This is a genomic window from Aeromonas sp. S5(2024) (genome assembly GCF_041403025.1).
Taxonomy (GTDB): Bacteria; Pseudomonadota; Gammaproteobacteria; order Enterobacterales; family Aeromonadaceae; genus Aeromonas; species Aeromonas hydrophila.
The window spans coordinates 48,730-74,408 of the sequence record NZ_JBGLRI010000005.1 but is presented as its reverse complement, the minus strand read 5'-3'; the positions used below and the strand labels follow the sequence as shown (position 1 = coordinate 74,408).

Below are 25,679 nucleotides of genomic sequence, written 5' to 3'. Positions count from 1 at the left end.
GACTCTTGTTGCCCGGTTTGTGGCGAGATTGCAGCGAAATTTGATGATGTATGTCCAAGATCTGAGTAGATTGAATTGCAAGCGAAGGTCTGCGGTCTAGACTGCTGATGATCTTCTCATCTGGCTTGATGGCACATGGATATGCGAACGAGCCTCCCCGACAAAATCAGAGCGAAACAGGATGTTTTTGCGTTCAGGTTTTAGCCTTATCGAGCTGATGGTCACCGTTGCGCTCATCTCTATCCTGCTGACGTTGGGAGTTCCCTCCTTTAGCGCGATATTGCGCAACATGACGCTGACCAGCCAGGCCAACAACTTCGTGGCCGCCATCAACCTCGCCCGCTCCGAAGCCATTCGCCGCAATACCGCGGTCACGCTCTCCGCTACCGCCAGCAACCTGACCCAGAACCACTGGGAATCTGGCTGGCAGATCTGGGTCGACCGCAACGGCAACGGCACCCTCGACAACGGCGAACTGCTGCGGCTCTTTCCCGACATGGGCGCCGGCACCCTGGTCAGCAATACGTCGCTGGTCCGCTTCAGTGGCAATGGCTTTCTCGACGGGCGTCAGCAGGTGGCGCTGGTGTTTTCTCTACAGCCGCCGGAGTGTGCCCAAGAGGCATCGCGCGACATCACGATCACCCCGGCCGGGCGCCCATCCATCGTGGAGACCAGCTGCATATGAAACGACATCAGGGGGTATCTCTGCTTGAGATCATGATTGCCGTGCTGGTGTTGTCGATCGGCATTCTCGGCATGGCAACCCTGCAGTTGCAGGCGCTCAAGAGCAATCAATCGGCGCTCACCCGCACTGAAGCGACCCAGTTCGGCTACATGATCACCGACATGATGCGAGCCAATCGCAGCGCGGCCCTGCTCGGCCAATACAACGTCGGGCTGGGAGAGGCTGTCTCCGGCAGCTCGATGGCGATACAGGATGTGCAGTACTGGAAGCAGGCGCTGACCGGCCTGCCGGGCGGTGACGGGGCCATTGCCGTCAGCGCCGGGCAGGCGACCATCACCATCCAGTGGGATGCCAGCCGGCTGGCCACCGAGCCTGCGCTGCGCAACATGACCCTGAGGACGGATCTGTGAGCGGCCGGCGAACCTTGTTGCGTCAGGCCGGTGTCGGTCTGGTGGAGGTGATGATCGCCCTGCTGCTGTCATTGCTGACGGTCGGGGTCATCATTCAGGTGCTGCTTGGCAACCACAAAACCTATCTGACCGGCGAGGCCATCGCCCGGGTTCAGGAGGACAGCCGGTTTGCCGTCAACCTGCTGCAGCAGGAGCTGCGGATGGTGGGCTACCAGGGCTGCCTCAGCAAGCAGGGGGTCAACATCACCAACACCCTTAACGGTGGTACGGCGCTGCCCTACAACTTCACCGTCTATCTGCGCGGCTATGACAATGTCACTGCGACGCTGCCCACGGCGTTGTCGGCCCTGTTTACCGCTGCCGAACCCAAACCCAAACCGGGAACCGACGTGTTGCTGGTACAGGGGCCGACCGGCGCCGGGGTGCCGGTCACTCGCAACAACAGCGCCGCCCAGCTGTTCGTGCAGCAGCTCTCCAGCAAGGCCAACTACTGCGGTACCGGCAAGCAGGGCTACAGCGACTTGTGCGAGGGGGACATCGTCATGGTGTCCGACTGTCAGAAGGCGCGGATCTTCCAGATCACCCAGACCCAGGTGGTGGGTGGTGGCAGCGAGGTCAATATCGGCCACTCCAACGACAATAAATACACCCCGGGCAATGCCGTCAGCTCCTGGGGCGGCGCCAGCAGCCCGGTCGAGGAGCGCTTCGGTGCCGGCTCGGTATTGAGCCGGATGGAGACCCGGATCTATTACGTCGCCCGCCCCTCTGCCAACGCACCCTATGCCCTGTATCGCAAGAGCGGTCTGGCTGCGGGCATGCTGCTGGTGGACGGGGTCACCGATATTCAGCTGACCTTCGGCGAGGATCAGAACCGGGATCGGGCGGCGGATCGCTATGTGAGCGCCGCCAGCAACCCGAACTGGGACAACGTGCTGGGGATCGGCGTTCAACTGCTGATGCGCAGCGGTCAGGGCAATGTGGTATCGGACCCGCAGGCCATCAGCTTTGCCGGCGCCACCTTCCAGACTGTCGACAGTCACTGGTACTGGGTGGCCGAAACCACGGTCGCCCTGCGCAACCGGCTGCCATGAGGAGGGAGGCATGATGGCTCGACAAGGGGGAATGGCGTTGGTGATCAGCCTGATTTTTCTTGCGGTGGTGAGCCTGTTGGCGATGGCCAGCATGCAGAGCGCCCTGCTGCAGGAGAAGATGGCGGGCAACCAGAAGGAGTCACAGCAGGCGCTGCAGGCGGCGGAGGCGGCGCTGCGTGCTGCCGAGCGCTATCTGGAGGCGGGCAGTTCAGGTCCCTACGACAACAGTGCCGGCCTCTATGAGTTCGTCAGCGTGGCGGTGGATCCCGCCTCTCCTTCCACGGCCTGGCGCACCTATGCCAATAGCGGCCTAACCGGACGGGCCCCCGAATATTTCATCGAGCGGTTGCCCTATACCCAGGGCAGCAACGAGAGTCTGGCGGTTGACGAGCCCATCAGCGAGCGCCGCCTCTATCGCATCACGGCAAGGGGATTCGGACTCTCGGACGAGAGCCGGGTGCTGTTGCAATCGACCTACAGCCGCTAGGAGAACAACCCATGCGTGCATCTGGCTACGGACTCTCGGCCCTGCTGCTCTGCTCCCAGGTGCAGGCAGCCCTCGACATCGCCCAGGTTCCCCTCTATCTGGGTACCCGGGCCGAACCCAACATCATGTTCAGCCTCGATGACTCAGGTTCGATGCACTTCGAGTTGATGCCGGAGGGGTTGATCGAGAACAGTGCCCGCTACGTCTATCCCAGAGCCGACAACGTCTATGGCAGCGAGGATTATGACAACCGGACCGTAACCTTCACCAGCAACAACGACCGCAACGCTTATACCCGCTCAAGCAACAACAACAAACTCTACTACAACCCGCAGCAGAGCTATCGGCCCTGGGCCAAGGCGGACGGCACCCTGATGGCGAATGCCAGCATCAGCTGCGCACCGCACAACCCCTTCAATACCACGGCCGGCTGTCGTGATCTGACCAAGAACAACCGCTCCAAGTCCCTGCGTTACTACACCGGGTTCTCCTCCACCGATTACAACGACGATGAAACCTTCTGGCCTGCCGTCTACTTTGCCTACAAGGGCAGTGGCGACGTGAAGAAGGTGGGCAGCTATACCCGGGTGGAGATAAAGTCCGGCAGTACCTATGGCGGGCGCCCCAATCGCAGCGATTGCAAGAGCGCCCCCGTTTGTACCTATGACGAGGAGATCCAGAACTTCGCCAACTGGTACACCTACTACCGCTCCCGGATCCTGGCGGCTCGTGCCGGGGTCGGCCGTGCTTTTGCTAGCCAGGGGCAGGCCCTGCGGGTGGGGTTTGCCACCATCAATGCCAGCGGCAGCGTGATCCGTGGGGTCGCGCCTTTTTCCGGCACCGATCGCAGCGCTTTTTTCAGCGACCTCTATAGCCGCGATATTCCGGCCGCCGGCACGCCGCTGCGCACCAGCCTGAAAGATGTGGGGGAGTACTTCTCCCGCACCGACAACAACGGCCCCTGGGCGGCCAGTGCTGGCAGCACCTTGCCCCACCTCACCTGCCGGCAGAGCTACAACATCCTGATGACTGATGGCTACTGGAACGGGGATACCCCCTCGGTAGGGGATCTGGACAAGGATGGCTACAGCAATACACTGGCCGACGTGGCCTACAAATACTGGAAAACCGACCTGCGTGCCGATCTGGCCGACAAGGTGCCGACCAGCACGGCGGATCCGGCCAACTGGCAGCATCTGGTCAACTTTACCGTTGGACTCGGGGTTAACGGGTCGCTCAATCCGGCCAACGGTATCCCAAACAGCTGGCCCAATCCCCATGATCCGGATGACAAGGAGTACAAGAACGCGACCTACATTCCGGAGTACAAGATTGATGATCTCTGGCACGCGGCACTCAACAGCAAGGGCAGCTTTTTCAGCGCGGGCGACCCCGACATCTTTGCCGCAGCCCTGAGCAGCACCCTGGCCCAGATCGCGGCCCGCAACAGCTCCGCCAGCTCGGTGACCGCCAACGCCACCCGGCTGGACAGCAACACCCACATCTACCAGGCCCGCTACAACAGCGGCGACTGGTCGGGGCAACTCATCTCCATTCCCCTCAACAGCGATGGGTCGCTGGGCAACATGGCCTGGGATGCCGCAACCCTGATCCCGTCACACACCTCCCGCAGCATCTTTACTCGACAAAACGGTGTCGGCATTCCCTTCACCTGGACCGATCTCAATGCCACCAACCGTGCCTTGTTCAACCTTGCCGGCGACAGCCAGGGGGAAAACCGGGTTGCCTACTTGCGCGGCGATCGCAGTCGCGAGCAGAGCAATGGCGGTCTGTTTCGCAGCCGCAGCGATCTGCTGGGGGACATCATCAACTCGGATCCCGTTTATGTCGGCAGCCGGGATTACGGCTACGGCAGCGCTACCGGCCTGACCCAGACGGAGCGCGACGGTTATCTGAGTTTCCTCGGTTCGACGGCTATTCGCAGCCGCACCCCCATGCTCTACGTGGGGGCCAATGACGGCATGCTGCATGGTTTCAGGGTCGCCAACGGGGTGGAGACCCTGGCCTACATTCCTGCCAGCCTGTTGGGGGATTTGAATCTGCTCACCAAACCGGACTACAGCCATCGTTACTATGTCGATGGCACGGCCAAGGTAGGCGATGCCTATCTTGGCGGCAGCTGGAAAACCGTGCTGCTGGGATCGACCGGTGCCGGTGGCAAGGCCGTGTTTGCCATCGACGTGACGGCGCCGGACAACTTCACCGCCGACAAGATGCTGTGGGAGTTTACCAATACCGAGATGGGGGTGGCGCTGGCGGCACCGACCCTGGTTCGGGTCAAATCCGGCAACAAATGGGTGGCGCTGGTGGCCAACGGCTACAACAGCACCAGCCAAACGGCGCGCCTGTTCGTGCTGGATCTGGCGACCGGCGCGGTGATCAAGGAGATAGACACCCAGGTGGGCTCGGCCAGCGAGCCCAATGGTCTCTCATCCCCCTTGCCGGTAGACGAGGATGGCGATCGGGTGGCGGACTATGTCTACGCCGGTGACCTGCAAGGCAATCTGTGGAAATTCGATCTGACCGACAACAACAGCGCCCAGTGGGGGAGTGCCTTCAAGACCGGCAACAAGCCAAAACCGCTGTTTCAGGCGTGCAACGGAACCTGCTCCGCCAGCACGCGTCAACCCGTCACCATGCGCCCGCTGGCCATCCGTCATCCCAAGGGGGGCATCATGGTATTGATGGGGACGGGCAGCTATTTCACCAATGACGACAAGTTGCTGCCGGCGACCCCCAGGCTGGAGGCCGTCTACGGCATCTGGGATACGGGGGCTAGCGTGCTCAGCAGCCAGCTGTTGCAGCAGAGCATTACCCACGAGTATTCCGCCAATGGCACCACCATCAAGTTCAACGTCAGGGTGGTGTCCAACACGGCGGTCAACTACACCAGCCAGAAAGGGTGGTATCTGGTGCTCAAATCCCCTGCGTTGAGCAAGGGGGTGGGGGAGCGAGCCGTGTCAGAGATGCTTTATCGCAACAAGCGGCTGATCTTCAACACCCTGATCCCCTCGGCGGACGCTTGTGACTTCGGTGGGCGCTCCTGGTTGATGGAGCTGGATCCCGTTTCGGGAGCGCGTTTGACCTACTCGGTGTTTGACGTCAATGGCGATGGCGCGGTCAACGATGACGACTATGTGGGGATCAAGGACAGTGGCGGCAACGACATCAAGGTGCCGGTCAGCGGCAAGCAGTTTGATGAGCTCACCACGACGCCGAGCGTGGTGGAAGATGCCGACATGGAGCGCAAGTACATCAGTGGCTCCAGCGGCAACATTTCGGTCACGCTGGAAGAGGGGGCGGGTGATCTGGGTGGTCGCCAGTCCTGGTTGCAACTGGAGTAGAGGTGGAGATGGTGCGTGGATTTTCCCTGATGGAACTGATGATTGCGGTAGCCGTGATGGCCATTCTGACCGTGATTGCCTATCCCAGTTACAACAGCTACATGGCCTCTGCCAAGCGGGCAGAGGCCAAGGCCGCCCTGCTGGAGGCGGCGCAATACATGGAGCGACAGTTTACCGCTGACGGCAATTATGATGGTGGCAACCTGGTCTCCGCCGGGCTGGCTACCTTGCCCAGGGATGGCGGGACTGCCTATTACAATCTGGCGCTCAATGCTAGCGGCGCCAGCTATACCCTGACGGCGATCCCGACCGGGGTGATGAACGGCGATCCTTGCGGCCTGCTGACCCTTGATCAGGGCGGACAGCAGGGGGTATCGATGGCCAGCATGACGGCAGCCGAGTGCTGGTAGTCTGTCACCAGCAGGCGGCAGGAGTCTTGGTATCGGCCTTGTTGAGGGTCAGTGTATCGCAGGCGGTGCTGCCGCTCTTGTCGCCTGCTTGTGCCCCCTTGCTGGTGGCGATCAGGGTGTAGCTGGTGGCGGTGGCACCTGAAATGGAGAAGTCATAGTAGCTGCTGGTGGGGTTGCCCACTTGGGAGGGGGTGGCGCTGTAACTGGTATTGGAAACCCGGAACTCTTCCTGTTTCAGCTGCATGCTGAGCAAGCCCTTGAGCGCTTCGGCCCGGCGGGATTTGCGCAAGCCATCGGTGAAGCTGGGATAGGCAACAGACGCTATGATGGCGACGATGGCGACCACGACGATCAGTTCAAGCAAGGTGATTCCGGACTGTTTGATTCTCATGGGGCGGCATGCTTCGTGAAACAGGTTGATACTATAGGATAGTACTGACAGTAGACCCTACTGGCACGTGCAAAAAGAAAGGAGTCTTGAGCTGATGGAAGGCAGAAAGGGCAGATCCGCCGGTTTTACCCTGATAGAGCTGATGGTTGCCCTGTCCTTGGTCGCCCTGTTGCTGACCGTGGCCATTCCCAGTTATCAATCCCTGCGTCAGGATCAGATGGTCAAGGCAGCGACCCAGGCGGTCTACACGGACATGATGCTGCTCAAGTCCGAAGCGCTCAAACGCAACAGTAATTTGCAAATGATCCTGTTCAACAGCGGTACCGACAGCTGGTGCTATCGCATCAGCATCGATGGCAGTTGCGCCAGTTGCAGCGACACCTGTTCCAGCATCGAGGGGCGCAAAGGCGCTGATGCCAGTGAATTTCCCGGGATCATTCTGACGGGCACCTACACGGAGTCCTCAAGCCAGATACGTCCCATCAGCTTCTCCCCCCGGCGCGGTACCCTGCCTAGCGGCAGCATCACGGTGAGCTCCTCGGCCGCCAGTATGAAAGTGGTCACCAACAACCTTGGGCGGGTACGTACCTGTGCCGTCAGCAACCTGGCGGGGGAGGTGGCATGCAACTGAAAGTACGGGGTTTCAACCTGGTCGAGCTGATGGTGGCCATGGTGGCGGGCTTGCTGCTGGTGGCCGCCGTCATTTCGCTGTTTGCCACCATTCTCAAGGCCAATTACACCGCCATGCAGACCAGCCGCCTGAATCAGGAAGTTCAGTTGCTGACGGACATGATGGCTCGAGACATCCAGCGAGCCGGGTATGATGCCAACGCCACCCAGTTTCTTGCCGCCCCTTCTGGCAGCCGATCCAGCTTCTATTTTGATACTACCACGGACCTGATGAGTGAAACCGCGACGGGCTCCGGCCTGTATACCTGTATCAGGGTACGCTATGACAACGATGAAAACGGGGTACTGAGCAGCGATGACACCCTGGTTTACAGCTACAGCAGTGCTGACAAGGGGATCAAGCAGGGGACCGGGACTACTACCTGCGGTAATGGCAGTCTGATCTCCAGCGACGATACCGTAGAAATCACCGCCATGACGTTCAGGCTCCTGCCAAGCAGTCAGGTCAGCGGGGCGAGGGCGCTGCAATTGATGGTGAGCGGGCGGTTCAAGGCCACACCGGCACTGACGCTGAATCTGCAGCGGGATATCAAACTGCGCAATGATGGGTACTGACATGAGCCGACAAGCCGGTTTTACCACCTTCACCATCACTTTGTTGCTGGTGCTGATCCTGCTGGGCATTTCATTGTTGGTTGGCAAGATGCTGGTGGCCGATCGGCGAGTGACCCTCAACGAGGTGCTCTATCGTCAGGCCATGGCAATGGCGGAAGTGGGTCTGGCCGATGGACTGGGGCGGTTGACGCTGGATCCGAGCTGGAGGACCAGCGGGGCAACGACTACCTTGACCACGGGCAGCTATACCCTGTCATCTTCTGACGATACAGCCATCACGGTGGGGTCGGTGGTCGTGACGCCGATAAGGGTTCGTTCCCAGGCGACTCTTAGTAACAGTCAGGCCCAGGCGGCAGTCGAAACCAAGGTTGTACGTTTCAGCGTACTGGCCGGCTCTCCTGCCGCACCTCTGACCGTGGCTGGCGGCATGGCGGTCGGCGGCAACTTCACCATAGTGGCGAATCCCAATGGTGGCGGGCTGGGGGTACCACTGTCGGTCTGGACCAGCGGCAACGTCGATCTGATAACGGGGACCGGACAGACTTGTCATCAGGGGGACTACGACGGCGGCTGTTCGGCCAACATCAGCCAGAAGGGCGACAAGCAGCCGGATATCAAGGACAACGATACTGCCTTCCCGACCGATCTGGTCTGGTATCTGTTCAATGAGAAGGATGATGCCAACGGCTGGGCCAATCTGGAGGCCAGGGCAACCCAGAAGCTGACGGACTGCAGCTCGCTTGGTCCTGCCTCAACCGGCCTCATCATTGTGGATGGGGATTGCAAGCCCTCCTCCAACGTCGGCTCCGCAACGGCGCCTGTGATTCTCATCGTGCGCAATGGCAATCTGGCGGTCAACGGCAATACGGTGCTGTATGGCTTGGTATTTGCCTACTCATCCAACCCTGCTGCTGCCGGGACGGACGTGAAGCTGACCGGTGGGGCCATCGTGTATGGCGCCATGGTTTCCAACTATCAACTGGGCAACGCCAACGGTACCTACGATGCCAAGTATGATGCCAGTGTCCTGAGCAACATCTCGAATGGCGCCGCATTCCAGATCGTCAATCAGGTGCCTGGCAGCTGGCGAGACTGGTAAGGGGATATGGAGATGAAAGGGCAAAAAGGATTTGGCCTGCTGGAGATCCTGATCACGCTGGTGGTGCTGGGAGTAGGCATTGTCGGCCTGGTCGCCATGTCCAAGTCGGCGCTGACGGTTTCGCAGGATGGCCGGCGTTATGAGACGGCGATGCGACTGGCGGAGTCCAAGCTGGATGAGTTTCGCAATTTCAATGGCGTGGTGAGTGCAACCGCGCCGCTGACGGCCTACAACCAGATAGCCTCGGCCAGTGCGGCCGTGACTCTGTCGGGTGAGGCCTACTCGGTGGCATGGGCGGTGACCAATCAGTATCTGAATGGCTCAACCTGGCAGAACGTGGCACCGGCGGGCTATCGCCTGAGTTACCCGGGCCGCAAGGCGATCACGGTCAACGTCGGGTGGACGGACAGCGAAGGGCAGGCTCAGGCGCTGCAACTGGCCGGCAATGTTTCACCCATCGAATCCTTGAGCTCCGATCAGCTGGATGGCGGTTTGAATACGGCGAGGCAAGGCCCCAAGGTCAACTACACCCCCGGCGTAGCGCCTGACGTCATCTCGGTGGAGCTTGGCGATGGCAACAAACAGGAGACCAGCAAGCCACTGCCGACCGTCACATCCAAAGATGGTCTGGTGGGCAAGCTGGTCCAGTTCGAAACGGTGACTTACAAACCCGCAGCGGGTGGCAACACCCAGCAGGTGCTGCAGGACATGGCATCCGTCTCCTGTTCTTGCAGTTATGGCTCCAGCTTGAGTGCCTATCTGCCGGGTCAGGCCTACAGTTCAGCCAGCAACCAGCTTTATTGGAAATCAGGCTCGCTGCAGACCAAGACCACGGGGACGCTCGACAGCAGCGTCAATGGCCAGCCCACGCTCTGTACCAGCTGCTGCAAGGATCACTTCGATGGCAGTGGTTCCAGCTTCACCAACTTCTATGCTCCGCTCAATACCAGCCGGGTACGCTACAGCAGCAGCCTCAGCACGGCGAACAGCGGCAAGTTCGTGGATGCCTGCCGTTTCGTCCGGCTGGATGGCTATTATCGCCCCCTGCCTGACTGGAACCTGGTCAAGGTAGTGGTGACCACGGCCGATTTCCTGGCCAAACCAGCGAACCAGGCCAGTTATCAGAAATACATCAAGTATGTGGTCAAGACCTACATCGACTGGCAGAAGTCGACCCTGAACTGGACCCAGGGGGCCTCCGCCACCTTGCCGACCATCACCGATTTTTCAGCCTGGCTGGCTACCAACGCGGAAGCCGGGGGCGATACCACGACCGGGATCACCGTCAATACGGGTACGGCGCAGCTCATCGCCCGCGGCATCTATGTGGATGTGCTCGACCCTGTCTATCTGGTGGGGATTGATACCAGCGCGGTGGACTATCTGACCAAGGTGCCGTTTCAGGATATCAACCTGACCATGCTGGCAGAGTGGGCCATGGCCCCGCAGAACTTGCTGACGGGCAATGCCACCGACTATGCCGCCGTCACCAACGAGACGGTCAAGACGGTGGTGGATCTCAACAACTACTATTTCGGCAGTTACAGCCGCGGCTACATGACGGCGAAGAAATCGACCAAGGACAGCAACCAGGTGCTGCAGAGCGTCACCGTGCGTGTCACTGCCTATCAGGGGAATTCCGGCATCACGGCTTCGCTCATCTCGCCACGGGACCAGTCGCTGGCGCAGACGGCGGATATGCTGGTCAAGGTGGATACAGGATCGCAGACGGTACCGACCGTCAGTGTCAGTGGCTGGATCCAGTGTCTGACCCGAGGGACGGGTGGCAAGAATCCCCCACCGGTAGCGTGCAGCAAGAATACGTTCAACAGGCTGAGCATCACGACTCCCAACTCCGGGGCGACCTGCCGCATCGACTATCCGCAGGCCAACAACCAGCCTGCAGCTTATCTGTGTACAGCCCCGGCGAACTCGACGTTGGCTATCAACCTTGCCTATTCCAACCAGGGCAGCACCACCTATATGTTGCAGCCACCCTCCTTCAGCGTGCAGATGACGCAACAGTCCAACAATCAGGTGTTGAGCGGCCCCTGTTCACTGCTGGTGGACAACGGAGTGACCAACGCGACCAGCCTGACTTGCACCCCTTGATCCTTGGGCGCTGGCACAGCCAGCGCCTTTTCTTTATCATTCCCCATCATTTTCGAATTCAAGATGCATCGCCATGGCAAAAGCCCTCTCTCTGATGCTTGCCCAGTTGAATCTGACGGTAGGCGCCATCGAAGATAACTGTGACAAGGTGCTGGCGGCAGCCGCCGAGGCCGATCGGCAAGGTGCCGATCTGCTGGTCTGCTCCGAACTGGCCCTGACCGGCTATCCGCCGGAAGATCTGCTGCTGCGCGCCGATCTGATGATCCGGGTGGAGGCCGCCCTGGCCCGCATCGCGGCATGGCAGGGGGCTGGCGCCATTCTGGTGGGTCACCCCTGGCGTGACGGGGAGGCGCTCTACAACGCCGCCTCCCTCTACGAGCAAGGCAGGCTGGTCGCACGCTACTTCAAGCAGGATTTGCCCAACTACGGGGTATTCGACGAGAAGCGCTACTTCACTGCGGCAACCGAGACCTGCGTGGTCCCCTTCCGTGGTCATCAGTTGGGGTTGCTCATCTGTGAAGACCTCTGGCAGCCGGGTCCGGCGCTGGCCGCCAAGGCGGCGGGAGCCGAGCTGCTGCTCACCATCAATGCCTCACCCTATGATCAGGAAAAACCCTGGATCCGCCGCGAGCTGATGGCCGAGCGCTGCGATCAGACCGGTCTGCCGCTGGTCTACCTCAATCAGGTATGTGGTCAGGACGAGCTGATCTTCGACGGCTGCTCCAAGGTGTTCAACAGCCAGGGCGAGCTGACCCACAAGCTGGCACCGTTTGCCGAAGAGCTGGCACTGGTGCGCTTTGCCGATGGCCAGCCAGTGAAAGAGCGGGAACCCGCAGCGCCGCTGGAACCCTTGGCTGAGACCTATCAGGCACTGGTACTGGCGGTGCGCGACTATGTCACCAAGAACGGCTTCCACGGCGCCGTGCTGGGCCTCTCCGGCGGCATCGACTCGGCACTGACCCTGGCCATCGCGGCCGATGCCATCGGCGCCGACAAGGTGCAGGCGGTGATGATGCCGTTCCGTTACACCGCCCAGATGAGCGTGGAAGATGCCAAGGAGCAGGCCGAACGGATGGGGGTGGAGTTCAACATCATCTCCATCGAGCCGATGTTCGAGGGCTTTATGGCTCAGCTGGCGCCGCTGTTTGAAGGGACTGCCCGCGACACTACCGAAGAGAACCTGCAGGCTCGCTGCCGTGGCGTGCTGTTGATGGCGCTCTCCAACAAGCGTCGTCGCATCGTGCTGACCACCGGCAACAAGAGTGAGATGGCGGTCGGCTATGCCACTCTGTACGGCGACATGGCCGGCGGCTTCGACGTGCTGAAAGATGTCCCCAAGACGCTGGTCTTCAAGCTGTGCGAATACCGCAATTCCGTCGATTATGTGATCCCGCAGCGGGTTATCGATCGCCCGCCTTCGGCAGAATTGGCGCCGGACCAGGTGGATCAGGACAGCCTGCCCCCCTACGACATCCTCGATGCCATCCTCAAGCGCTACGTGGAAGAAGATGCCTCCGTGGCCGACATGGTGGCGGAGGGCTTCGAAGAGACGGTGGTGCGCAAGGTGATCCGGCTGGTGGATCTCAACGAATACAAGCGCCGTCAGGCGGCGGTCGGGCCCCGCATCACGGCCCGCAACTTTGGTAAGGATCGCCGTTACCCCATCACGTCCGGGTTTGGCAAACAGAACTGGTAAGGAGTCACCATGAAGAAGATTGAAGCCATCATCAAACCGTTCAAGCTGGACGATGTGCGCGAGGCCTTGGCCGAGATCGGCATCAACGGCATGACAGTGTCCGAGGTCAAGGGCTTCGGCCGTCAGAAGGGCCACACCGAGCTCTATCGCGGAGCCGAGTACATGGTCGATTTCCTGCCCAAGGTGAAGGTGGAGCTGGTGGTGCAGGACGAGGATCTCGATGCCTGCCTGGAAGCGATCCAGAACACCGCCCGCACCGGCAAGATTGGTGACGGCAAGATCTTCGTCTGCGAGGTAGAGCGTGTCATTCGTATCCGTACCGGCGAAGAGAACGAAGACGCCATCTGATGAGATGGCCGTGCCTCGTGATGAGCCAACGAATGGAGACTCGATCCCGCTGATGTCCTGGATGCGCCTCGTTGCGGTGGCCGGCCTGCTGGCCGGTCTGACCGCCTGTAGTACCCGGCCGCCGGCCCAGCCGGAAAACCTGTGCCAGATCTTTCGCGAGAAGCCGGAGTGGCACAAGGCGGCGCTCAAGATGAACGAGAAGTGGGGAACCCCGATCCAGGTGGTGATGGCCATGATGTATCAGGAGTCCTCCTTCGTGCACGATGCCCAGCCGCCGATGCAGTATTTCCTCTTCATCCCGACCGGGCGTGCCAGCTCCGCCTACGGCTATGCCCAGGTCAAGGATGAAACCTGGGCTGACTACCAGCGGGAAACCGGCAACGGCTGGAGTGATCGCGACGACTTTGCCGACGCCATCGACTTCATGGGCTGGTACACTCACAAGGCCCAGCGGCTGAACGGCACCTCCAAGTGGGATGCGTATGGCCAGTATCTCAACTATCACGAAGGGTGGGGTGGCTATCGGCGTGGCAGCTACCGCAGCAAGGGATGGCTGATGAAGACATCCCGCAAGGTAGAGGCTCGCGCCCAGCGCTACGGCGCCCAGTATCGACAATGCAAGGATCAGCTCTCCAGCGGGGGCTGGTTCTGGTAACCAAATCAGGAGTCAGAAATGCCGTTATTGGACAGTTTTACCGTTGACCACACCCGCATGGCTGCGCCGGCGGTGCGTGTGGCCAAGACCATGCAGACCCCGAACAAGGACACCATCACAGTGTTCGACCTGCGTTTCTGCGTGCCGAACCAGGAGATCCTCTCCGAGCGCGGCATCCACACCCTCGAGCACCTGTTTGCCGGCTTCATGCGTGATCACCTGAACGGCAACGGGGTGGAGATCATCGACATCTCCCCCATGGGCTGCCGGACCGGCTTCTACATGAGCCTGATCGGTGCGCCGGACGAAGCCCGGGTCGGTGCCGCCTGGCAGGCCGCCATGAGCGACGTGCTGACCGTGCAGGAGCAGGGCAAGATCCCCGAGCTGAACGAATACCAGTGCGGTACCTACAGCATGCACTCACTGGAAGAGGCCCATGCCATCGCTCGCCACGTGCTGGAGCGCGGCATCGGCGTCAACCGCAATGACGAGCTGGCCCTGCCGGAAGAGAAGCTGAAAAGCCTCTGATCCCGGAATGGCAAACATGAAAAAGGCCGGTCATTGACCGGCCTTTTTGTGTGCTGACGAAATCAGGATGGCAGCGGCATTACCCGGTTGCGACCCAGCTCCTTGGCCTTGTAGAGCAGCTTGTCGGTGCGTTCGACCAAGCTGTCGCCCGTCTCCTGACCGCTGTATTCACCCACCCCAAACGAGGCGGTGATGTGGTCGATGCGTCGGCCCGACTTGCGATCCAGGATCGACATCTTCTCGATGGCCCGGCGCAGGCTCTCCGCCATTTGGCGGCTCAGCGCCAGACTGCGCATGGGGACCAGCAGGGCAAACTCCTCGCCGCCGAGGCGGTAGGCGGTGACGCCCTCCTTGCAGGTTTCCCGCAGCCGCTTGCTGAAGGCGCGCAGCACCTGATCCCCCAGCAGGTGGCCATATTCATCGTTGAAGTTCTTGAAGCGGTCTATGTCCGACAGGATCAGGGAGAAGGGCTGCTTGCTGCGGATCAGGCTTTCTATCTCCAGATCGAAGGCGCGCCGGTTGAGCAGGCTGGTGAGGGCATCCTCGTTGGCCAGTTTGCGAGTCTCGTTGAGCGCCTCGCGCAGCTCCTTGATCTCCTTCTCGGCGCTGCTGAGCTGGTTGCGAAAGTGCATGGTGGACATGCGCACGTCCCGCGACTCGCGCACCAGATCTCGCAGGATCCCCATGGTGTCTTCCAGGCTGAGCCCCTCGTCGTCGATGAGGCTCAGTCGATCGAAGCTCTTGTCGAGCATGTCCTGAAACATGCCGGTGTCGGAGAGGGCATCCTGCATGGTGTGACCAAGCTCGTTGGCCATGGCGGCCAGGTTGAGCTTCATGGTTTCCATCTGCTGCTCATCTTGCGCGGCGAGGTGCTGGTGATAGAGGCGTTCACAGGTGGTGAGAGAGCAGGTTCCCTGCAGCTTGATGGCCTGATCGATGGCCTGATTGAGCTCGGGCATGCTGGCCGCCACGTAGTTATACCAAAGGGTGTAATTATCCGGCGTGGTGGGGATTTGATACTTGATCATCAGGGGAACCGCCTGCTTGAGATAGGCGGCGGATTGGGCGAACGAGTCCTTGCTCATGAGTTCCATGTCTCATCATGCCTGCAAACTGTGCATAGTATGACAGAGAGATTGGCCAAAAGGCAGTCGATGGATGCCATTCGCCCCCCCCTCCGATATAATGGCACCGTTACCACCTACCCTAAGGCCTGCTTATGTCTCAAAAAGATCCTTTCCTCGAACGCGAGGCCGAAAAATACGAGAACCCCATCGCCAGTCGCGAGATGATCCTCGACCTCATCAAGGGCCATGAAAAGCCCATGTCCCGTGAAGAGCTGGCAAAGGTCCTCAAGCTGACCGAAGAAGAGCCGCTGGAAGCCCTGCGCCGTCGTCTGCGCGCCATGGAGCGTGATGGTCAGCTGGTATTCACTCGCAACCAGTGTTACGCCCTGCCAGATCGCCTGAATCTGGTGAAAGGCTACGTGCTCGGCCACAAAGATGGCTTCGGTTTTCTGCGCCCCGAGGGTGGTGGCCCGGATCTGTTCCTGAACAACCGCGAGATGCAGCGCCTGATGCACGGCGACTACGCCCTGGTGCAGCCTACCGAGATCGACCGCAAGGGGCGCCAGGAGGCGCGTCTGGTACGCCTGCTCAAATCCCGTGAAGCGGACATCGTCGGCCGCTACTTCGTCGAGAACGGCGTCGGTTTCGTGGTACCGGATGACAGCCGAATCGGCCAGGACATCATCATCCCGGAAGGGGAGAACAAGGGGGCTCGCCAGAGCCAGGTCGTGGTCGTGCGCATCAATCAGCGCGCCACCGCCCGTTTCAATGCGGTCGGTACCGTGTTGGAAGTGCTGGGTGAAAACATGGCGCCCGGCATGGAGATCGAGATCGCCCTGCGTACCCACGGCATTCCGCACACCTGGCCGGAGGAGGTGACCAAAGAGGTTGCCGGTCTGGGCGAACAGGTGCCGGAGAAGGCCAAAGAGGGCCGCATCGACCTGCGCGCCCTGCCGCTGGTCACCATCGACGGGGAAGATGCCCGTGACTTCGATGACGCCGTCTTCTGTGAAGCCAAGCGCGGCGGCGGCTGGCGCCTGTGGGTCGCCATTGCTGACGTCTCTGCCTACGTGAAGCCGGGCACAGCCCTCGATACCGAAGCCTACCAGCGCGGCAACTCGGTCTATTTCCCCGAATTCGTGGTGCCCATGCTGCCGGAGGTGCTCTCCAACGGCCTCTGCTCGCTCAACCCGCAGGTTGACCGCCTCTGCATGGTGTGCGAGATGACCATCTCCTCCGCCGGCCGCATGTCCGGCTACAAGTTCTACGAAGCGGTGATGAACTCCCATGCCCGCATGACCTACACCAAGGTCGCTGCGATCCTGGAAGGGGATCCCAAGCTGCGTCAGCAGTACGAGCCGCTGGTGGGTCACATCGAAGAGCTCAACAACCTCTACAAGGCGCTCAAGCATGCCCGCCATCAGCGCGGTGCGGTGGAGTTCGAGAGCGAAGAGACTCGCTTCATCTTCAACGCTCAGCGCAAGATCGACCGCATCGTGCCGCTGGTGCGCAACGACGCCCACAAGATCATTGAAGAGTGCATGATCCAGGCGAACGTAGCCGCTGCCCGCTACATCGAGAAGAACGAGGCCGCCGCCCTGTTCCGGGTGCACGACCGTCCGGGCGAAGAGCGTCTGACCGGTTTTCGTGACTTCCTGGCCGAGCTGGGCCTGGAGCTCAAGGGGGGCCTGGAGCCCGAGCCGAAAGATTTTGCCGACCTGGCCGCCAAGTTCGAAGGGCGCCCGGATGCGGAGCTGCTCTCCACCATGCTGCTGCGCTCCATGCGTCAGGCCATCTATCAGGCCGACAACATCGGTCACTTCGGTCTGGCCTTGAAGTCTTACGCTCACTTCACCTCGCCGATCCGTCGCTACCCCGACCTCATCTTGCACCGCGCGATCAAGTATCAGACCGCCAAGGAGCAGCAGGCCAACCTGCGCCACAAGTGGACCCCGAGCGGTGGCTACCACTACCAGTTGGAAGAAGTGGACCCGATGGGCGAGCACTGCTCCATGACCGAGCGCCGTGCCGATGACGCCACTCGCGATGTGGCCGACTGGCTCAAGTGCGAGTACATGCTGGATCACGTGGGTGACGAGTTTGACGGCGTCATCGCCAGCGTCACCGGCTTTGGCTTCTTCGTGCGCCTGGCGGAGATCCACATCGACGGTCTGGTGCACGTCAGCACCCTCACCAACGACTACTACCAGTTCGACCCGCTGCACCAGCAACTGATCGGCGAGAACTTCCGCCGCCGCTACCGTCTGGGTGACAAGGTGCGGGTCAAGGTGATGGGCGTGAATCTGGACGATCGCAAGATCGACTTCGTGATGGTGGAAGAGCCCCTCAAGGCAACCGGCAAGAACGCCAAAGAGATGGCGCGCAAACAGGCCGAGATCAAGAAAGAGAAGGCCAAGAGCGCCGAACGCCACGAAAAACGCAAAGAGAAAGAGGGCAAGGACCACGGCAAATCCGCCAAGGGCGGCCGTGCCAAACCCAGCAACAGACGACCGAGCAAAAAAGCTCGCGACAAGGCCAAGAGCACTAAATGAGTACTGAACTGATCTACGGCATTCACGCTGTATCCGCGCTGCTGGAGCGCACCCCGGAGCGTTTCATCGAAGTGTGGGCTCTCAAGGGGCGCGATGACGACCGGCTGCAACCCCTGCTGGCGGAGCTGGATGCGCTTGGCCTCAAGGTGCAGAGCGTGAACCGCAAGACGCTCGACGACAAGGCGGAGGGCAACAATCACCAGGGCATCATGGCCCGGGTGAAAGAGGCGCCCAAGCTCGCCGAGCACGATCTGGCCAGCCTGCTGGACGAGTTGGCGGTACATGAGAGCCAGCCCTTCCTGCTGGTACTGGACGGGGTGACCGATCCGCACAATCTGGGCGCCTGTCTGCGTAGCGCCGATGCGGCCGGCGTGCATGCGGTGATCGTGCCGCGCGACAAGGCCACCGGCCTGACCCCGATCGTGCGCAAGGTTGCCTGTGGCGCCGCCGAAGTGGTGCCGCTGATCCAGGTCACCAACCTGGCCCGCAGCCTGCGCGAGTTGCAGGAGCGTGGCGTGTGGATCGTCGGCACCGCCGGCGAGGCGGATCACGACGTGTATCAGGCCAAACTGACTGGCCCGATGGCGCTGGTGATGGGAGCAGAGGGCAAGGGGATGCGTCGCCTCACCCGCGAGCACTGCGACGAGCTGGTGAGCATCCCGATGGCAGGGGCGGTATCCAGCCTCAACGTCTCGGTCGCGACCGGCGTCTGTCTGTTCGAAGCCGTGCGCCAGCGTCGTGCCTGAGGCAAGCTGAATGGACAGATCCCCGTTTTGCCGGGATCGGGTCACAGATGAGCAGGAGGCCGCGCGCCTCCTCTCTTTTGCCCGTCCGCTGACCCTGAGCCCCCGTGCCTGCCTCTGGCATGCCGGCGATCGACCCGATCTGCTGGTGATGGTGGAGCAGGGGCTGCTGCGGGCCAAGGTGGTGCTGGCGGATGGCCGCGAGTACATCAAGGAGTTCTACTGGGAGGGTGACGAGTTCCTCGACTTCCACCACCTGCTCAGTGGCGAGCCGGCCCGCTACAGTGTGGAGGCGCTGGAGCCCTGTCGGCTCTTGCTGTTCAATCTGGCCGAGCTGCGCACGCTCTCCTGCTGGCCCGCCTGGTATCAGCATCTGCTGGCGGTGCAGCTGCGCATCAAGGAGGAGAAAGAGCTGCTGCTGCTGACCGAGAGTCCGCAGGCACGCTATCAGCACTTTCTGCGCAGCTTCCCCGCACTGGAAGCCAGGGTGCTCGATCACCAGATCGCCGCCTACCTCGGCATCACCCCCATCAGCCTGAGCCGCATTCGCAAACGGCTGAAGGATCTTAACAAAGGTTAATGCCGGCCCGCGTGCGGCTGGCTATGCTGCCCTTCTCATCATGAGCAAGGAATCCCCATGAACTGGTCTCTCAAATCTTTCGAACAACTCGACGTCAACGAACTCTATGAACTGCTCACCCTGAGATCCCGGGTCTTCGTGGTGGAGCAGACCTGCGTTTTTCTCGATATGGACGGCGTCGACAAGCGCCCCGACGTGCTGCACCTGCTCGGCTGGCAGGATGGGGCACTGGTGGCCTATGCCAGGCTGATGGCGCCCGACGTGGCCAAGGCGCAGCAGGTGGTGATCGGTCGGGTGGTGACGGCACCCGAGGCGAGAGGCGATGGCCTGGGTCATCGGCTGATGCAGCAGGCGCTGCAGGAGTGTGCTCGGCTGTGGCCCGGGGTCAGCATCTATCTCGGGGCGCAGGCACACCTGCAAGGTTTCTATGGTCGTCACGGCTTCACTGCCGTGGGTGAACCCTATCTGGAAGATGACATTCCCCACATCGGCATGAGCTCCTCTTAATACCTTTTAAGCATAACAATGAAATTATTATGTCTTGAGGTAGTAAAGAAAACGGGTGCTCGGCGCCATGTTAGTGGGTACCCTCTGAGTGATTAATCGGCAACAGTTGATGGATAGGTTTTAAAAATGGTCTTTTACCCCATTAATTCAGAACAAGATTCAGCGATTGAGCCGTTGAGCCATTTTATTAGCGTTCGCCACTCGAGCGGCTGTCGCTGATGGAGTTGTTGCGCAAGCGGTTCGCACTGGACCTGCAAACCTTCGCCATCATCACCCTGGTGCTGGGCAATCTGGCCCAGGCCTTCTCCGATGTGCTGGTCAAGCTGATCGGCCCCGGCTTCAGCCCCTTCCAATACATGTTCCTGCGTCAGCTGCTGACCCTGCTGGTGCTGCTGCCCTTCATGCTGCGGGTACCGCGCTCGGCCTGGGGGCTGGGTGCCTGGAAGTGGCACCTGCTGCGCGGGCATCTCTGCCTGCTCGGCGGGGGCGGCATGATGCTGGCCCTGACCCAGTTGCCGCTGGCCACGGCCAACGCCATCTTCTATGTCTCCCCGTTGCTGACGCTGCCGCTGGCGGCCTGGCTGCTCAAGGAGAAGATCAATTCCCGCGTCTGGTTGCTGGGAGGCATGGGGCTGCTCGGGGTTGTGTTCGTGCTGCGGCCGGGGGATTTCCATCTGGCCGGGCTGGGCGCCCTGGTGACCGCCTTCACCCTGGCGCTGTTCAACATCACCGGCCGCAAGTTGCCAGCCGGGATCTCGGTGGTGGCGACCCTGTTCTGGGCCAATCTGCTGGCCCTGCCGTTGACCGCCGGGCTGGCGGTACATCAATGGCAGCCGGTGGACTGGCGACTGCTGGTGCTGATCGGCGGCAGCGGCATCATGCAACTGCTCTATCATGCCAGCTGTTTCTACTCCTATCGCCAGGTTGAGGCCAACCGCATCGCGGCGACCGAGTATTCTGGCCTGATGTTCGTGGTGCTGCTGGGGGTCTGGCTGTTTGGCGAGATCCCTGCGTGGAACCTCTGGGTCGGGGTGAGTTTCATCCTGCTGGCCATTCACTGGCAGCGCCGATTGCGCTGATGACATGCCCATCGGCAGCAGGCCGATGGGTGAGAAATACAGGCATCTTATGAGGCCGCTCTCTGTCATGGCCGGGCAAACCGGCTATGCTGGGCGGCCTGTTGCTATCGGAACCCTGTCGTGACCCCTACCATCTTTGCTGCCATCCTGCTGGCCGCCCTGCTGCACGCGCTCTGGAATGCGCTGGCCAAGCGCCAGGCCGAGGGGCGAGTCAGCGTCTTGCTGGTCTCCCTCTGCTCCGGCCTGTTTGCCGCTCCCTTGCTGCCCTTGGTGGGGTGGCCGGTGGCGGCCGAATATCCCTGGTTGGCGCTCTCCATTCTGCTGCACTGCGGCTACTGTCTTTTTCTCGGTCGAGCCTATCGGCTGGGTGAGTTCGGCCAGATCTATCCGCTGGCCCGGGGCAGCGCCCCTCTGGTGACCCTGCTGTTCGGTGCCCTGCTGCTGGGTGAAGTGCCGGGGATGGTGGCGGTGACGGGGGCCCTGGTGCTGGTGAGCGGCGTGCTGCTGATGGCGTGGCGAGGCGGCCTGCGGCTGGCGCCGGCCGCGCTGCAGGCGGTACTCATCACGGCACTGTTTACCGCCTCCTACACCCTGTCCGATGGGGCAGGAGCCCGCTCGGCCGGTGAGCCGATACGTTACACCCTCTGGCTGTTCGCCCTCACCGCGCTGATGATGCCGCTGCTGATGCGCTGGCAGAGTCGCACCGCCTGGCGCGAGCTGGGGCCTGCGGCGTGGCGCAGCGGCGCCATCGGGGGCGCCCTGTCGCTGTTGGCCTACGGGATCGTCATCTGGGCCATGACCAAGGCGCCCATCGGCTTGGTGGCAGCCCTGCGCGAGAGCAGCGTGCTGTTTGCGGTGCTGCTCTCCTGGGGCTGGCTGGGGGAGGCGCTGGGGCGGGTCCGGTTGCTGGCCGCCCTGGTGATCCTGGGCGGCATCCTGCTGATCCGCCTCGGCTAGGGGGAGGCGGTTTAAGGCATCCGGGCCGGCTGGTCAGGGAGTGACCCGGGTAATGAGGGTGAACCCTTCCTCACAGGAGGCCAGTTGCACCTGTACCAGCCCCAGTTCGGCCAGGCTGCCCACGTGGGTGCCGCCACAGGGGATGGTGACCTCCCGGCCTTCCAGCGAGCAATGCCAGTAACGGGAGTCGATGATTGCCTCGCCGGCCCGGCTGCGGCGGATCTCGCCACCGGCCGCCAGCCAGTCTGCCAACTGCTGGTTGATCCTCTCTTCTATCTGCGGCAGGTCTGCCAGCAGCGCCTCGCTGTTGACTCCCTTCTTGCGCAGGCTCTTGCCGATCCGGTGCTGCTCGCGCGAACCCATGGGCTCGACCCGCGAGGTCTGGATGGCGAGGCGGTCGAAGTCCGGTTGGTCCAGCGCGTCCCGCTCGCTGACCTCCTTGCGCCAGTAAGGCATCAGCGCCCGGTTGAGTGCCAGTGCCGCCAGATGACAGCCGCTGTGGCCCAGGCTCAGGGCGTGGCGGGCCTCGGCATCCACCCGCAGTGTCACCTGGCTGTCAGCAGGCAGCGCACAGTGACCGGCCAGCGGGTGCACCACCACGAAGCGCCACCCTTCTGCGCCCCGCTTGACCGGGATCGCCTGGTCGACGAACAGCTCCCCATCCGGACTGATGGCCCCCATGCGGCAGGGGCCGACGGTCGTGTCACCGCCCTCCCAATGCACGGTACCCACGTCACCCGGCTGATCGGGCCAGAGGTGGCTCTGGGGATGAAAGGGGGTGAGGTCGGTGACCAGCAGGCTGGTGTCGCCGCTCTGGCAGCAGATGACGCAGGCCTGCTCCTGATGGTGGCCCAGCACGAAGCTGGCTCGGGTATGTGGCATGGATGGCTCCCGCAAATCGAAGAGGAAGAGAGCCGCCAGCATACGCCAAAGCGCAGGCCGGCTCATTAACCTCGGTTAACGAGCCGGCCTTGGGAGGGGATGGCGGGTTAGATCATGGCGACCAGCAGGTAGGCGTTGAGCCCGATCACCAGGGCGACGATGAGGCGGCCGACCGCCTGGGTCACCGGGTGGTTGCGATACTCCCCCATCAGGGCGCGATCGCCGGTCAATATCAGCAGCGGGATGAGCGCCAGCGCGATGCCGAAGCTCAGCACCACCTGGCTCAGCACCAGGATTTCGGTGGTGTTGAGGCCCATGGCGATCACCACGAAGGCGGGAGCCATGGTGATGGCGCGGCGCAGCCAGAGCGGGATGGTGAAGCGCACGAAGCCCTGCATCACCACTTGGCCTGCCAGCGTGCCCACCACGGTAGAGCTGATGCCGGAGGCGACCAGCGAGAGGCCGAACAGGGTGGCGGCCGCCTGCCCCAGCAGCGGGGTCAGGGTCTGGTAGGCCGACTCCAGCTCGGCCACCTGCTGGTTGCCGGAGCTGTGGAAGGCGGCCGCCGCCATGGCCATCATGGCCAGGTTGACGAAGCCGGCGATGGTCATGGCGATGGCCACGTCGACCCGGGTGGTGTGCAGTCGCTGGGGGACCGAGCCCTGATCCTGGGTGTGCTGGGTCAGTGCCGAGTGCAGGTAGATGACGTGGGGCATCACGGTGGCACCGAGCACGCCGGCCGCCAGATAGACGGCGTCGCTGTTGGGCAGGCCGGGGAAGAGGGCGCCCTCCAGCAGGCTCGGCAGGTGGGGGCGGGAGAACACCAGCTCGACGATGTAGGCCGCCGCCACGAACAGCAGCAGGCCGCCCACCACGAACTCCAGCGGCTTCTGGCCGCGGGACTGCAGCATCAGGATGCCCCAGGTGACCACGGCGGTGATGCCAGCCCCCTCCAGCAGGGTGACCCCGAGCAGCAGCTTGAAGCCCACGGCAGCACCGATGAATTCGGCCAGATCAGTGGCCATGGCGATGATCTCCGCCTGTACCCAGTAGGCCCAGACTGCCGGCTTGGGCAGCCGGTCGCGAATGTGTTCCGCCAGGTTCTTGCCGGTGACGATGCCGAGCTTGGCCGAGAGGGTCTGCACCAGCATGGCCATCAGGTTGGCCCATACCACTACCCACAGCAGCTGGTAGCCGAAGGTGGAACCGGCCTGAATGTTGGTGGCGAAGTTGCCCGGATCTATGTAGCCGATGGCGGCGATAAAGGCTGGCCCGAGCAGGGTCAGCTTGAATTTGCGGGCCGGGATGGCCGTGGTCAGCGCGGGTTGCATGGTATCAGCCTCCATAAGTGCATGGAGATAGAATAGATCTAAATGATAATTATTATCAATTGAAGTTTTGTATTGTTCCCATAGATAAAAACATCGGTGGCGGCTGGTTGCAGTGGGGGATGGGATTTTGTACAATACGCCGCCCTAGAAAAGCAGCGTCTAAACACCATTATGTTCCTTGCCTCCGAGGTCTGGCTGCACCTGGGCGGAGGCTGAATTAATCCGTAAGGAGCTAAAATGCGTCATTACGAAATCGTCTTCATGGTTCATCCGGACCAGAGCGAGCAAGTACCTGGCATGATCGAGCGTTACACCGGCGCCATCACCACCTCCGGTGGTACCATTCATCGCCTGGAAGATTGGGGCCGTCGTCAGCTGGCTTACCCGATCGACAAACTGCACAAAGCCCACTACGTTCTGATGAACGTAGAAGCAGAGCAAGCCGTTATCGATGAGCTGGAAACCAACTTCCGCTTCAACGATGCCGTTATCCGCAACATGATCATGCGCACCAAGCACGCCGTGACTGAAGTTTCTCCGATGGCCAAGGCCAAGGAAGAGCGCTTCACCCGTCGTGACGACGAGCGCCGCGAAGAAGCTACTGAAGCTGCTTCCGAAGAGTAATTCTGGATCACTGACTAGAGGATAAAGGCCATGGCACGTTATTTCCGTCGTCGTAAGTTCTGCCGCTTCACCGCCGAGAACGTTACCGAGATCGACTACAAAGATATCGTTACTCTGAAAAACTACATCACTGAATCTGGCAAGATCGTACCGAGCCGTATCACCGGTACCCGCGCCAAGTATCAGCGTCAGCTGGCACGCGCCATCAAGCGTGCTCGTTACCTGGCTCTGCTGCCGTACACCGATCTGCACAACAAGTAAGAATCGGTCCGGCACTTAAGCCTAACTCAACGAAATTTATAGAGGAAAGGTAATGCAAGTTATCCTGCTCGACAAAATCGCCAAACTGGGCGGTCTGGGTGACCAAGTTTCCGTGAAAGCTGGTTATGCCCGTAACTACCTGATCCCGCAAGGCAAAGCTGTTATGGCTACCAAGGCCAACATCGAGACTTTCGATGCTCGCCGTGCTGAACTGGAAGCCAAACTGGCTGCCGGTAAAGCTGCCGCTGAAGAGCGCGCTGCCAAGCTGGGTGAACTGGCTGCCGTTGTTATCGCCTCCAAGTCTGGCGACGAAGGCAAGCTGTTCGGTTCCATCGGTACCCGTGACGTGGCTGAAGCCATCACTGCTGCCGGCGTAGCCGTTGCCAAGAGCGAAGTCCGCATGGGCAACGTTCTGCGTAACACCGGTGACTACGAAGTTGTTGTTCAGCTGCACGCTGACGTCAAAGCAACCGTACAGATCCAGGTTGTTGCCCTGTAATAGCTATTCGCTTTTGCAGAAAAAACCCGCGCACTTGCGCGGGTTTTTTATTTTCAGGCCCAGGGTTAGAGTAAG

The 25,679-nt window shown here is 61.2% G+C and carries 27 protein-coding genes; 23 read left to right on the top strand and 4 right to left on the bottom strand.

Features of this window, described 5'->3' with window-relative positions:
• The first annotated feature begins 181 nt into the window (after positions 1-181).
• Genes tppE through tppA form a run of 6 tightly spaced genes read left to right on the top strand, consistent with a single transcriptional unit; the run spans position 182 to position 6,448 of the window.
• Positions 182-685, top strand: coding sequence for a type IVa pilus pseudopilin TppE (gene tppE / locus ACB032_RS12090; protein ID WP_011704647.1), 504 nt, complete (start codon positions 182-184; stop codon positions 683-685).
• Positions 682-1,095 (top strand): type IVa pilus pseudopilin TppB, encoded by a 414-nt coding sequence (gene tppB, locus ACB032_RS12085; RefSeq protein WP_171282115.1) that lies wholly within the window; start codon positions 682-684, stop codon positions 1,093-1,095. Before tppE ends, tppB begins: the two co-directional genes overlap by 4 nt.
• Positions 1,092-2,186 carry a PilW family protein gene (locus ACB032_RS12080; protein ID WP_171282116.1) on the top strand — a complete coding sequence of 365 codons (1,095 nt, stop codon included), beginning with the start codon at positions 1,092-1,094 and terminating at the stop codon, positions 2,184-2,186. Before tppB ends, ACB032_RS12080 begins: the two co-directional genes overlap by 4 nt.
• Before the next feature lie 10 nt (positions 2,187-2,196).
• The gene (locus ACB032_RS12075) at positions 2,197-2,673 is read left to right on the top strand and encodes a PilX N-terminal domain-containing pilus assembly protein (protein WP_080688822.1); all 477 of its coding nucleotides are present in this window, start codon (positions 2,197-2,199) and stop codon (positions 2,671-2,673) included.
• 11 nt (positions 2,674-2,684) lie between these two features.
• A complete protein-coding gene (locus ACB032_RS12070) occupies positions 2,685-6,038 on the top strand; it encodes a pilus assembly protein (RefSeq protein WP_371138023.1) in 3,354 nt (1,117 codons plus the stop codon).
• 8 nt (positions 6,039-6,046) lie between these two features.
• Complete coding sequence (tppA, locus tag ACB032_RS12065) at positions 6,047-6,448, top strand: type IVa pilus pseudopilin TppA (protein ID WP_160837170.1); 402 nt, start codon at positions 6,047-6,049, stop codon at positions 6,446-6,448.
• 4 nt (positions 6,449-6,452) lie between these two features.
• Here the strand turns inward: tppA and ACB032_RS12060 are convergent, their stop codons facing one another.
• On the bottom strand, positions 6,453-6,839 hold the full coding sequence (locus tag ACB032_RS12060; protein WP_171282117.1) for a type IV pilin protein: 387 nt from the start codon (positions 6,837-6,839) through the stop codon (positions 6,453-6,455).
• Positions 6,840-6,933: 94 nt separating this feature from the next.
• Between ACB032_RS12060 and ACB032_RS12055 the strand changes: the two genes are divergently transcribed.
• From ACB032_RS12055 to luxS, 8 genes are all read left to right on the top strand, one after another.
• A complete protein-coding gene (locus ACB032_RS12055; protein WP_045529158.1) occupies positions 6,934-7,470 on the top strand; it encodes a GspH/FimT family pseudopilin in 537 nt (178 codons plus the stop codon).
• Entirely contained in the window at positions 7,461-8,084 is a 624-nt protein-coding gene (locus ACB032_RS12050) for a PilW family protein (protein ID WP_270812831.1), read from the top strand. The genes ACB032_RS12055 and ACB032_RS12050 overlap by 10 nt, the downstream gene beginning before the upstream one ends.
• 1 nt (position 8,085) lies before the next feature.
• Positions 8,086-9,183: a PilX N-terminal domain-containing pilus assembly protein gene (locus tag ACB032_RS12045; protein ID WP_029301968.1), complete on the top strand. Its 1,098-nt coding sequence runs from the start codon at positions 8,086-8,088 to the stop codon at positions 9,181-9,183.
• A 12-nt stretch (positions 9,184-9,195) separates the two neighbouring features.
• The gene (locus ACB032_RS12040) at positions 9,196-11,295 is read left to right on the top strand and encodes a prepilin-type N-terminal cleavage/methylation domain-containing protein (RefSeq protein WP_371138022.1); all 2,100 of its coding nucleotides are present in this window, start codon (positions 9,196-9,198) and stop codon (positions 11,293-11,295) included.
• 73 nt (positions 11,296-11,368) lie between these two features.
• Positions 11,369-12,991, top strand: a complete 1,623-nt coding sequence (locus tag ACB032_RS12035) for an NAD+ synthase (RefSeq protein WP_371138021.1) — start codon at positions 11,369-11,371, stop codon at positions 12,989-12,991.
• 9 nt (positions 12,992-13,000) lie between these two features.
• On the top strand, positions 13,001-13,339 hold the full coding sequence (glnB, locus tag ACB032_RS12030) for a nitrogen regulatory protein P-II (protein WP_005308848.1): 339 nt from the start codon (positions 13,001-13,003) through the stop codon (positions 13,337-13,339).
• Positions 13,340-13,400: 61 nt separating this feature from the next.
• Positions 13,401-13,994: a transglycosylase SLT domain-containing protein gene (locus ACB032_RS12025; protein ID WP_272481394.1), complete on the top strand. Its 594-nt coding sequence runs from the start codon at positions 13,401-13,403 to the stop codon at positions 13,992-13,994.
• Positions 13,995-14,012: 18 nt separating this feature from the next.
• Entirely contained in the window at positions 14,013-14,522 is a 510-nt protein-coding gene (gene luxS / locus ACB032_RS12020; RefSeq protein ID WP_011704660.1) for an S-ribosylhomocysteine lyase, read from the top strand.
• Between the two features lie 62 nt (positions 14,523-14,584).
• Here luxS and ACB032_RS12015 read toward each other — a convergent pair whose 3' ends face one another.
• Complete coding sequence (locus tag ACB032_RS12015; protein WP_029304632.1) at positions 14,585-15,607, bottom strand: GGDEF domain-containing protein; 1,023 nt, start codon at positions 15,605-15,607, stop codon at positions 14,585-14,587.
• A 134-nt stretch (positions 15,608-15,741) separates the two neighbouring features.
• Between ACB032_RS12015 and rnr the strand changes: the two genes are divergently transcribed.
• The 6 genes from rnr (at position 15,742) to ACB032_RS11985 (ending at position 22,007) form a co-directional block, all read left to right on the top strand.
• Entirely contained in the window at positions 15,742-18,141 is a 2,400-nt protein-coding gene (gene rnr, locus ACB032_RS12010; RefSeq protein ID WP_371138020.1) for a ribonuclease R, read from the top strand.
• Entirely contained in the window at positions 18,138-18,887 is a 750-nt protein-coding gene (rlmB, locus tag ACB032_RS12005) for a 23S rRNA (guanosine(2251)-2'-O)-methyltransferase RlmB (RefSeq protein ID WP_371138019.1), read from the top strand. The genes rnr and rlmB overlap by 4 nt, the downstream gene beginning before the upstream one ends.
• A 10-nt stretch (positions 18,888-18,897) precedes the next feature.
• A complete protein-coding gene (locus ACB032_RS12000) occupies positions 18,898-19,464 on the top strand; it encodes a Crp/Fnr family transcriptional regulator (protein ID WP_371138018.1) in 567 nt (188 codons plus the stop codon).
• Between the two features lie 57 nt (positions 19,465-19,521).
• A complete protein-coding gene (locus tag ACB032_RS11995; RefSeq protein ID WP_371138017.1) occupies positions 19,522-19,971 on the top strand; it encodes a GNAT family N-acetyltransferase in 450 nt (149 codons plus the stop codon).
• 218 nt (positions 19,972-20,189) lie between these two features.
• A complete protein-coding gene (locus ACB032_RS11990) occupies positions 20,190-21,050 on the top strand; it encodes a DMT family transporter (RefSeq protein WP_043125310.1) in 861 nt (286 codons plus the stop codon).
• A 120-nt stretch (positions 21,051-21,170) separates the two neighbouring features.
• The gene (locus ACB032_RS11985) at positions 21,171-22,007 is read left to right on the top strand and encodes an EamA family transporter (RefSeq protein ID WP_371138016.1); all 837 of its coding nucleotides are present in this window, start codon (positions 21,171-21,173) and stop codon (positions 22,005-22,007) included.
• A gap of 33 nt (positions 22,008-22,040) precedes the next feature.
• On the opposite strand, the gene ACB032_RS11980 is transcribed toward ACB032_RS11985, so the two are convergent.
• Both ACB032_RS11980 and ACB032_RS11975 read right to left on the bottom strand, forming a co-directional pair.
• Positions 22,041-22,931, bottom strand: a complete 891-nt coding sequence (locus ACB032_RS11980) for a hypothetical protein (RefSeq protein ID WP_371138015.1) — start codon at positions 22,929-22,931, stop codon at positions 22,041-22,043.
• Between the two features lie 65 nt (positions 22,932-22,996).
• The gene (locus tag ACB032_RS11975) at positions 22,997-24,220 is read right to left on the bottom strand and encodes an Nramp family divalent metal transporter (protein ID WP_016349448.1); all 1,224 of its coding nucleotides are present in this window, start codon (positions 24,218-24,220) and stop codon (positions 22,997-22,999) included.
• 237 nt (positions 24,221-24,457) lie between these two features.
• Between ACB032_RS11975 and rpsF the strand changes: the two genes are divergently transcribed.
• The 3 genes from rpsF to rplI are packed head-to-tail and all read left to right on the top strand — an operon-like array spanning position 24,458 to position 25,604.
• Positions 24,458-24,844 (top strand): 30S ribosomal protein S6, encoded by a 387-nt coding sequence (gene rpsF, locus ACB032_RS11970; protein WP_005308887.1) that lies wholly within the window; start codon positions 24,458-24,460, stop codon positions 24,842-24,844.
• 30 nt (positions 24,845-24,874) lie between these two features.
• Positions 24,875-25,105: a 30S ribosomal protein S18 gene (gene rpsR / locus ACB032_RS11965; RefSeq protein ID WP_005308890.1), complete on the top strand. Its 231-nt coding sequence runs from the start codon at positions 24,875-24,877 to the stop codon at positions 25,103-25,105.
• A gap of 52 nt (positions 25,106-25,157) precedes the next feature.
• Positions 25,158-25,604 carry a 50S ribosomal protein L9 gene (rplI, locus tag ACB032_RS11960; protein WP_011704669.1) on the top strand — a complete coding sequence of 149 codons (447 nt, stop codon included), beginning with the start codon at positions 25,158-25,160 and terminating at the stop codon, positions 25,602-25,604.
• The last annotated feature ends 75 nt before the right edge of the window (positions 25,605-25,679 follow it).

Excerpts from the sequence above, each read along its gene's own strand:
- ACB032_RS12040 (WP_371138022.1), top strand. The coding sequence starts at position 9,196 with ATGAAAGGGCAAAAAGGATTTGGCCTGCTGGAGATCCTGATCACGCTG.
- ACB032_RS12025 (WP_272481394.1), top strand. The coding sequence starts at position 13,401 with ATGCGCCTCGTTGCGGTGGCCGGCCTGCTGGCCGGTCTGACCGCCTGT.
- glnB (WP_005308848.1), top strand. The coding sequence starts at position 13,001 with ATGAAGAAGATTGAAGCCATCATCAAACCGTTCAAGCTGGACGATGTG.
- ACB032_RS11975 (WP_016349448.1), bottom strand. The coding sequence starts at position 24,220 with ATGCAACCCGCGCTGACCACGGCCATCCCGGCCCGCAAATTCAAGCTG.
- tppE (WP_011704647.1), top strand. The coding sequence starts at position 182 with ATGTTTTTGCGTTCAGGTTTTAGCCTTATCGAGCTGATGGTCACCGTT.
- luxS (WP_011704660.1), top strand. The coding sequence starts at position 14,013 with ATGCCGTTATTGGACAGTTTTACCGTTGACCACACCCGCATGGCTGCG.
- ACB032_RS12045 (WP_029301968.1), top strand. The coding sequence starts at position 8,086 with ATGAGCCGACAAGCCGGTTTTACCACCTTCACCATCACTTTGTTGCTG.
- rnr (WP_371138020.1), top strand. The coding sequence starts at position 15,742 with ATGTCTCAAAAAGATCCTTTCCTCGAACGCGAGGCCGAAAAATACGAG.
- ACB032_RS12055 (WP_045529158.1), top strand. The coding sequence starts at position 6,934 with ATGGAAGGCAGAAAGGGCAGATCCGCCGGTTTTACCCTGATAGAGCTG.
- ACB032_RS11990 (WP_043125310.1), top strand. The coding sequence starts at position 20,190 with ATGGAGTTGTTGCGCAAGCGGTTCGCACTGGACCTGCAAACCTTCGCC.
- tppA (WP_160837170.1), top strand. The coding sequence starts at position 6,047 with ATGGTGCGTGGATTTTCCCTGATGGAACTGATGATTGCGGTAGCCGTG.
- ACB032_RS12015 (WP_029304632.1), bottom strand. The coding sequence starts at position 15,607 with ATGAGCAAGGACTCGTTCGCCCAATCCGCCGCCTATCTCAAGCAGGCG.
- rpsF (WP_005308887.1), top strand. The coding sequence starts at position 24,458 with ATGCGTCATTACGAAATCGTCTTCATGGTTCATCCGGACCAGAGCGAG.
- rpsR (WP_005308890.1), top strand. The coding sequence starts at position 24,875 with ATGGCACGTTATTTCCGTCGTCGTAAGTTCTGCCGCTTCACCGCCGAG.
- ACB032_RS12000 (WP_371138018.1), top strand. The coding sequence starts at position 18,898 with ATGGACAGATCCCCGTTTTGCCGGGATCGGGTCACAGATGAGCAGGAG.
- rlmB (WP_371138019.1), top strand. The coding sequence starts at position 18,138 with ATGAGTACTGAACTGATCTACGGCATTCACGCTGTATCCGCGCTGCTG.
- ACB032_RS12075 (WP_080688822.1), top strand. The coding sequence starts at position 2,197 with ATGATGGCTCGACAAGGGGGAATGGCGTTGGTGATCAGCCTGATTTTT.
- ACB032_RS11995 (WP_371138017.1), top strand. The coding sequence starts at position 19,522 with ATGAACTGGTCTCTCAAATCTTTCGAACAACTCGACGTCAACGAACTC.
- ACB032_RS12035 (WP_371138021.1), top strand. The coding sequence starts at position 11,369 with ATGGCAAAAGCCCTCTCTCTGATGCTTGCCCAGTTGAATCTGACGGTA.
- rplI (WP_011704669.1), top strand. The coding sequence starts at position 25,158 with ATGCAAGTTATCCTGCTCGACAAAATCGCCAAACTGGGCGGTCTGGGT.
- ACB032_RS12070 (WP_371138023.1), top strand. The coding sequence starts at position 2,685 with ATGCGTGCATCTGGCTACGGACTCTCGGCCCTGCTGCTCTGCTCCCAG.
- tppB (WP_171282115.1), top strand. The coding sequence starts at position 682 with ATGAAACGACATCAGGGGGTATCTCTGCTTGAGATCATGATTGCCGTG.
- ACB032_RS12060 (WP_171282117.1), bottom strand. The coding sequence starts at position 6,839 with ATGAGAATCAAACAGTCCGGAATCACCTTGCTTGAACTGATCGTCGTG.
- ACB032_RS12050 (WP_270812831.1), top strand. The coding sequence starts at position 7,461 with ATGCAACTGAAAGTACGGGGTTTCAACCTGGTCGAGCTGATGGTGGCC.
- ACB032_RS11980 (WP_371138015.1), bottom strand. The coding sequence starts at position 22,931 with ATGCTGGCGGCTCTCTTCCTCTTCGATTTGCGGGAGCCATCCATGCCA.